The organism is Phenylobacterium sp., from assembly GCF_044358365.1.
In the GTDB taxonomy this organism is placed as follows: Bacteria; Pseudomonadota; Alphaproteobacteria; order Caulobacterales; family Caulobacteraceae; genus Phenylobacterium.
Map to the genome: position 1 here is coordinate 1 of NZ_JBIKNZ010000107.1, position 7,269 is coordinate 7,269.

Consider the following 7,269-nt stretch of genomic DNA (forward strand, 5'->3'; position numbering starts at 1 on the left):
AACCCGACATAAACTTCCATTGGGTCCATCCTCCTGTTTGAAGCAGCGCGATCCACTCGCTCCGACTTCGTATCTTCAGGTCTGGATGGGCCTACCTCAATTACGCGATGTCAGCGTTACCTCCCCAGTTCTAGGGATGCGCCCCCCCACCCATCACCCCAGCGGAAACTGCGCCGGGTCGTCCGTCCAGGGGTTGAAGATGGCGCAGCCGCTGTGCTGGACGTCGCGGGTGTTGCGGGTGACCAGGAAAAGGCGGTTTTCCAGGGCGGTTGCGGCGAGCAGGGTGTCGATGACCGGCGGCGCATGGCCGGTCAGCCGCTTGACCGTGCCTGACACCTCGCCCCACCGACGCACGACGGCGTCATCGACCGACAGGATACGCCCCTTGAAACGGCGCTCGAGGGCGCCGAGGGCGGCGATGTAGCGCGACCGATCAGGGTGGTCGGCGCTCAGGTTGTGAATGCCCTTGTCATACTCAGCCAGGGTCAGGACGCTGAGGAACATGAGATCTTCCGGCTGTCCGGCCGCCCATGCCTTCACGCTGGGTGCGCCGCCCGGATTGATCAGCGCGGCGATGACATTGGTGTCGAGCAGCCAGCCGATCACAGGTCGATGTCGCGCTCTTCGTCCATCGTGCGCGTGAGATCCAGCCCGTCGAGACGCAGGCCTTCCATGAACGTCACCAGCGGAACGTGACCAGGTTCTGGTGGCATCAGACGCGCCAGCGCCTCCACGCTCATCACGACCACCGCGTCCTTGCCGCGCACGCTCACCCGCTGCGGGCCTTCGGTGCGGGCCAGTCGTACGACTTCACTGAAGCGCGCCTTGGCGTCCTCCAGCTTCCATTGGCTATGCGTTCTGTCTGTCGTGGCCATCCGCAGACCTCCATCTGACCAGCTAGTCAGAGAGGTGGTTGTAGGACACGCGCCGTCAGATGGCAATCTCCCGCCCGGAGCCGGCGCCGAGATGCGCCCTACCCTTCCGTCGGCGGAGCCTCATCGCCCGGGCCGGCGTCGGCGCCTTCGTCTTCGCCGGTGTCCGCCAGCCGCTCGACGCTGACCACGCGCTCGTCGGCGCTGGTGCGGAAGATGATCACGCCGGAGGTATTGCGACCGACCATGCGGACCTGGGTGACAGGGGTGCGGATCAACTGGCCCTGGTCGGTGACCAGCAGGATCTGGTCGCCGTCGTCCACCGGGAAGGAGGCGGCCAGTTTGCCGCCGCGCTTGGTGAGGTCCTGGGCCAGGAGCCCCTGCCCGCCCCGGCCGGTGCGGCGGAACTCATAGGCCGAGGTGCGCTTGCCGTAGCCTTCGGTGGAGACCGTGAGGATCACCTCTTCCGCCGCGCCCAGTTCGGCGATGCGTTCGGGGGTAAGGCTGGCCTGACCGTCTGAAGCTTCGGCCTCGTCGTCGTCCGGGGCGGCGACATCCTCGACATCGTCGCCCTCGCCCAGTGCGCGGCGCATGGCGTTGGCGTGTTTGACGTAGGCGGTGCGCTCGTCCGGCGTGGCCGCCACCGAGCGCAGGATAGCCATGGAGATGACGCTATCGCCCTCGGCCAGACGGATACCGCGCACGCCGGTGGAGTCGCGGCCGGCGAACACCCGGACCTCGTCCACGGCGAAGCGGATGCAGCGGCCCAGCGCCGTGGTCAGCAGGATGTCGTTCTGCTGGGCGTTGCAGACGCCGACGCCGACGATGGAGTCGCCGTCATCCAGCTTCATGGCGATCTTGCCGTTGCGCTTGATGCCGATGAAGTCGGAGAGCTTGTTGCGCCGCACGCCGCCGGAGCGGGTGGAGAACATCACGTCGTACTGATCCCACGTCGCCTCGTCCTCGGGCAGCGGCAGGATGGAGGTGATGGTCTCGCCGGGCTCGATAGGCAGGAGGTTGACGAAGGCCTTGCCGCGCGAGGTGGGCGTGCCGACGGGCAGGCGCCACACCTTGAGTTGATAGGCCTTGCCGCCGGAGGAGAAGAACAGCATCGGCGTATGGGTGTTGGCCGAGAAGACGCGGGTGACGGCGTCCTCGTCCTTGGTGGCCATGCCCGAGCGGCCTTTGCCGCCGCGATGCTGGGTGCGGTAGATGCTGAGCGGGGTGCGCTTGACGTAGCCGCCGTGGGTGACCGTGATCACCATGTCCTCGCGGGCGATCAGATCCTCGTCCTCGACGTCGGCGTCGCCGTCGATGATCTCGGTGCGGCGCGGGACGGCGAAGGCGGTGCGGACCTCGACCAGTTCCTCGCGGACGATGGCCATGATCTTTTCGCGCGACGCCAGGATGGTCAGGTAGCCCTGGATCGAGTCGGCGAGCGAACGGGCCTCATTGCCGATTTCGTCGCGGCCAAGGCCGGTCAGGCGCGACAGGGTCAGAGCCAGGATCGCGCGGGCCTGTTCGTCGGTGAGGCGGATCAGGTTGCCGTCGATGGTGAGGCTGCGCGGGTCGGCGATCAGCTCGACCAGGGGCAGCATATCGCCCGCCGGCCAGTCCTTGGCCACCAGCCGCTCGCGGGCCTCTGACGGGTCCCTGGACGAGCGGATGATGTGGATGAACTCGTCGATGTTGGCGACGGCGATGGCGAGGCCGACCAAGACGTGGCCCCGGTCGCGGGCCTTGCCCAGTTCGAACCGGGTGCGGCGGACCACGACCTCCTCGCGGAAATCCACGAAGGCCGTGATCATGTCGCGCAGGCCCATCTGCAGCGGACGTCCGCGGTTCAGGGCCAGCATGTTGACGCCGAAGGAGCTCTGCAGCGGGGTGTAGCGATAGAGCTGGTTCAGCAGCACCTCGGCGGAGGCGTCGCGCTTCATCTCGATGACGATGCGCATGCCCTGGCGGTCGCTCTCGTCGCGCAGGTCGGAAACGCCCTCGATGCGCTTGTCGCGGACAAGTTCAGCGATGCGCTCGACGAGGCTGGCCTTGTTCAGCTGGAACGGAATGGCCGTGATGATGATGGCTTCGCGGTCCTTGCGGATCTCCTCGACATTGGCGATGCCGCGCATGATCACCGAGCCGCGGCCGGTCATCAGAGCGGTGCGCGCGCCGGTGCGGCCGACGATCTGGCCTCCCGTGGGGAAGTCAGGACCGGGCACGATGTCGAGCAATTCGTCGAGGCTGACGTCGGGGTTGTCGACATAGGCCAGGCAGGCGTCAACCACCTCGCCCAGATTGTGCGGCGGGATGTTGGTGGCCATGCCGACGGCGATGCCGCCGGCGCCGTTGACCAGCAGGTTGGGAATACGCGAGGGCAGCACGACCGGCTCGCTCTCGGAGCCGTCGTAGTTGTCCTTGAAGTCGACCGTGTCCTTGTCGAGGTCCGCCAGGATGGCCATGGCGGCCTTGGTCATGCGGCTTTCGGTATAGCGCATGGCGGCAGGAGGGTCGTTGTCCACCGAGCCGAAGTTGCCCTGCCCGTCGATCAGCAGCAGGTTCATTGAGAACGGCTGGGCCATGCGGACCATGGTGTCGTAGATCGCGACGTCGCCGTGCGGGTGGTATTTACCCATGACGTCACCGACCACGCGGGCGGATTTGACGTAGGAGCGGTCCGGCGTGTGGCCCTGTTCACCCATCGAAAACAGGATGCGGCGGTGGACCGGCTTCAGGCCATCACGCACATCGGGGAGCGCGCGGCTGACAATCACGCTCATCGCGTAGTCGAGATAGGAGCGCTTGAGCTCGTCCTCGATCGCGATGGGGGCGATGCCCCCGCGGGCATCCTCGGGAGGGGTCTTGCTGTCGTCGGTCAAGGTGGGGAAATCGCCGTTCGAATCGAAGGGTTATATGAGTGTTTTGAATAGCACCCCGGGGCAGGCCGCGCCATCTCCCGCGTGTACGCGTGCGCGTGCGCGGAAGTATCGCGAGAGTATCCGGGGCTGGGCGGGCGTGAGCGGAAGGGTGACGCATCGGCGCTTCGCGGTCTCGATCAATCTGAACGCGGAAGGGGTTGAGGGCGGTGACCTGCGGTTTCCGGAGTTCGGTTCGCGGACCTATCGGCCGCCCACTGGCGGAGCCGTGGTGTTCTGCTGCGCGCTGCTACATGAGGCGACCCCGGTAACACGCGGGCGTCGATACGCTTTTCTGCCGTTTCTTTACGATGTGGACGGACAGCAGATCCGCGAGGCCAATCTTTCGAAGTTTCCTGACGCCACACCGGCGGCAGGGTCGTGAGGACGGCTGTACTGGGCCTGATGATCCTGACGACAGGCGCCACGCCGGTTCGATCGGCGCCCGCGATCCAGCCGGGCTATTGGGAATCCACCAACAGGCTGCTGTCACCCATACACCAGACCTCGACGGAGAAGCGCTGCATCACGGCGACCGACGTCGAGAAGTTCATGGCCGGCCCTTCAAACCGCCACTACGCCTGCACCTACCCCGGCCGGGTGATCGCGGGCGGCAAGATCCGGCTGAAGGGCGTCTGTGTTTCGAAGACCGGCCAGAAGGTGGCGGTGCAGGGCGCCGGCGCCTACACACCCATCAGCTTCACGCTGACCGCCGACATTGCGACCGTGTTCCTGGGTCTGAACATCGTGGGCCGCGCGACGACCGACGCGAGGCGGATCGGGGATGTTTGCCCAGTGGCGCCTTGAACAGGGCACGGCGGTAACAACGGCCTCCAGTGGACAGAACCTGACCATGGAGCCCGTTGCAGACTGCCTGGCAATGGTCCGCATGCAGGCCGGGGCCTTATGCCGGCTGTTGAGCAGGAGCAGACGTTTTATCCTTCCTCGGCGACGCCAAGGCGGTTGTCGTTACGGGCACGAAGTGGGCAAGGCGCCGCGTTCGCCCAGGGTAATCAGGGCCACGCCGACCCCACGGGAAAGCAAAACGTCGCCGGCGCGCCGCGCGTCGTCGAGCGAGGCGACCGGAAGCTCCGTCAACGCCGACGTCTCGGCTTCATTCGGCCTGCTGACGCTCAGACGGGCGGCTTGGTAACGGCGCCTGCAAGGTCTGGTTCCTGACCGGTAGCCAATTTCTGTTCCTGCGCCAACCTGTTCCGGCCAGACGTGATGATCACCAGACAGGTAGCCATGGTCACCACGAGCAATATAGGAGGCGTGCGGAACTCAAATCTCCAGAATAGCAGCCCTAATCCCAGAAACAGGAGAGATACCTGACGCAGGTTAATACATGCTGTCCAGAATAACTAGACGAACAATTAACGCGTTTATTGGAACATCAATTAATATTGATGCGATGTTTCTGCTTTCCGAAACCGGATACGAACGTCCGCTTGTCGACACGGACCCAACGGAGAGAAACCAGCCGGAACGGAAATAGGCCTTCCGTCTACCGCGACTTCCGCGAGACAGAGAACTTCGCCCGCTTGCTGGGCCAGGAGGGGCTGAGCGACCCCACGGAGTGACCTTTGCTCTACTTTTCATGAGGCTGGATAGACCGTGAAGTGGTGCAGGTAGACAAGGCCCACTAGAAACGTCTGAAGTCCCGCCTTCTCAGTCATTGGTCGGATGCCCCCCCCCCGCATTCAGGACAAAGTTAATTTCGACTTGACAGCGAGCGCCTTGATGAAAACAAATTGGAGATCTCGCGCTGAGTGGCGCGGCGTTTTCAGAGGCGCAAAATGCATAGGAACTCGCTACAGGTTGCAACATTCGGTGCGCTGAGCGCATTACTGCTTGGCTTGGCCACGCCGGCCACGGCGGCAAGAACGGTCTCTGGCTCCAGCGGGGGACTGACCTGGCAAGCCGAAAGCCGGATCATCGGCCAGACACCGACGTCAGACGTTCTGGCGCCCACCAACACGATCGGGGGTGGAAATCCCATCTACTTTCCGACCGCCAACAAGGCCGGCACGGTCGCGCTGATCATGACCTACGCTGACAACAGCCGTTTCATATGTTCGGGCAGCGTGATCGGGGGGGGCGGGTCGATCGCGACCGCCGCACACTGCGTCAGCGGCGGCGGCGGCGCCACTGCCCAAGGGCTGGTGAATACTACGGCTTACTTCTTCGACGGTGACCCGAATGTTCGGACGGTATCCCAGATCGGTGGCGTCGAGATTGGCATTTCTGACTACTTCGTACATCCCGACTACACCGGCGAAGTGATTGATCAGAACGATATTGCCGTCTTGCGCCTGGCCGACCTGGCGCCGTCGTGGGCAACCAGCTACGACCTGTATACAGCCAACGACCTGACTGGCCGCGATTTCAATGTGGCAGGCTACGGCTCCCGTTCCACAGTCGGCGGCGCGCAGGGCAATACTGCTCCATTTGTTGCACGTAACGGTTACCTGCGCGAAGGCGACAACACCTACGACTACGCTTGGGGCGACCCGCGATTCGAGGGCTTCTTCACGAATCGCAGAAGCGACGGCAAGAATTTCTTCGGCACGGCCGACGTGGAGTTCAGCTTCATTTCCGACTTCGACAATGGCCTGCGCGCGCAGGACATGTCGCGTCGGATTGGAAACGCGATCGGGCTGGGTCCCCTCGGCAATACGTTTTTCGACAATACGGGCCTCGGCGCACGTGAAGTCGGTATTGCACGTGGCGACTCGGGTGGTCCCGGCTTCATCAATGGCAAGCTGGCGTCGATCAACTCCTATGGTTTGACGTTTGGCCCCAATTTCGGGGATTTCGGCGGTGGCTTTAATGCTGGCTGGGGTGAGTTCAGTGGCTATGTGCCGATCTTTATCCATACGGACTTCATCAATGCTTCTATTGCAGTTCCCGAGCCGTCGACCTGGGCGTTGATGATCGTCGGCTTCGGCGCTGCCGGCTCTATGATCCGCCGCCGCAAGGCTGTGATCGCCTAGACCGGTAAGCCTGACAGACATGCGCCGCCGGTCGCAGGATCGGCGGCGGTTCTGTGTATAGATATGGGTTGGCAATTAGTTCGGCTTTCTTGCCGAAATTCGGAACTTCAACTGGTGGGCGGTCATCGGTTACCAGGCGCCCGACTTCATCCACAACAATGGAAACGCGTCGTCGAGGTTTGCTGAAAAGTCCTCGCCCGGGGTGGAACTGGCCTGCCGCGAGCCTGGCGAGAAGCGGCTTGATCCCTATCCATAGGCGCAGCTCTCCTTCTGCTGGGCCGTTTTGCCGCGACCGGGTGGTGCGGCCGAGATTGCAGCGTCCATTTCTGCCCGGCGTAAACCCTCACAAGGCAGTACAGAACCTAGAGCATCGTGCGTTTAATGTGACGTATATCCGGCGGCCTTGAAGAAATTCCAGCATTCATCGGGATCGTAGAGGTCGCAGATGCTGCCGACGGCTTGCCAGAGGGCATCGAAGGTTCGGGCGCA

6 protein-coding genes and 1 pseudogene are annotated in these 7,269 nt (G+C 63.6%); 3 read left to right on the top strand and 4 right to left on the bottom strand.

The window, feature by feature from the left end; all coding sequences use genetic code 11:
• Positions 1–153: 153 nt before the first annotated feature.
• The 3 genes from ACIQ3B_RS17565 to gyrA all read right to left on the bottom strand — a co-directional run bounded on the left by ACIQ3B_RS17565 (position 154) and on the right by gyrA (position 3,748).
• A complete protein-coding gene (locus tag ACIQ3B_RS17565) occupies positions 154–606 on the bottom strand; it encodes a type II toxin-antitoxin system VapC family toxin (protein WP_397404877.1) in 453 nt (150 codons plus the stop codon).
• Positions 603–875 (bottom strand): type II toxin-antitoxin system prevent-host-death family antitoxin, encoded by a 273-nt coding sequence (locus ACIQ3B_RS17570; RefSeq protein WP_397404879.1) that lies wholly within the window; start codon positions 873–875, stop codon positions 603–605. Before ACIQ3B_RS17570 ends, ACIQ3B_RS17565 begins: the two co-directional genes overlap by 4 nt.
• A 98-nt stretch (positions 876–973) precedes the next feature.
• Positions 974–3,748, bottom strand: coding sequence for a DNA gyrase subunit A (gene gyrA / locus ACIQ3B_RS17575; RefSeq protein ID WP_397404881.1), 2,775 nt, complete (start codon positions 3,746–3,748; stop codon positions 974–976).
• Between the two features lie 136 nt (positions 3,749–3,884).
• Between gyrA and ACIQ3B_RS17580 the strand changes: the two genes are divergently transcribed.
• The 3 genes from ACIQ3B_RS17580 to ACIQ3B_RS17590 all read left to right on the top strand — a co-directional run bounded on the left by ACIQ3B_RS17580 (position 3,885) and on the right by ACIQ3B_RS17590 (position 6,780).
• A complete protein-coding gene (locus tag ACIQ3B_RS17580) occupies positions 3,885–4,169 on the top strand; it encodes a 2OG-Fe(II) oxygenase (protein WP_397404883.1) in 285 nt (94 codons plus the stop codon).
• Positions 4,166–4,591, top strand: a complete 426-nt coding sequence (locus tag ACIQ3B_RS17585; RefSeq protein WP_397404885.1) for a DUF3617 domain-containing protein — start codon at positions 4,166–4,168, stop codon at positions 4,589–4,591. Before ACIQ3B_RS17580 ends, ACIQ3B_RS17585 begins: the two co-directional genes overlap by 4 nt.
• A gap of 992 nt (positions 4,592–5,583) precedes the next feature.
• Complete coding sequence (locus ACIQ3B_RS17590; RefSeq protein WP_397404887.1) at positions 5,584–6,780, top strand: trypsin-like serine protease; 1,197 nt, start codon at positions 5,584–5,586, stop codon at positions 6,778–6,780.
• Positions 6,781–7,158: 378 nt separating this feature from the next.
• Here the strand turns inward: ACIQ3B_RS17590 and ACIQ3B_RS17595 are convergent.
• Positions 7,159–7,269, bottom strand: a pseudogene (locus ACIQ3B_RS17595) (IS630 family transposase); the annotation flags it as partial.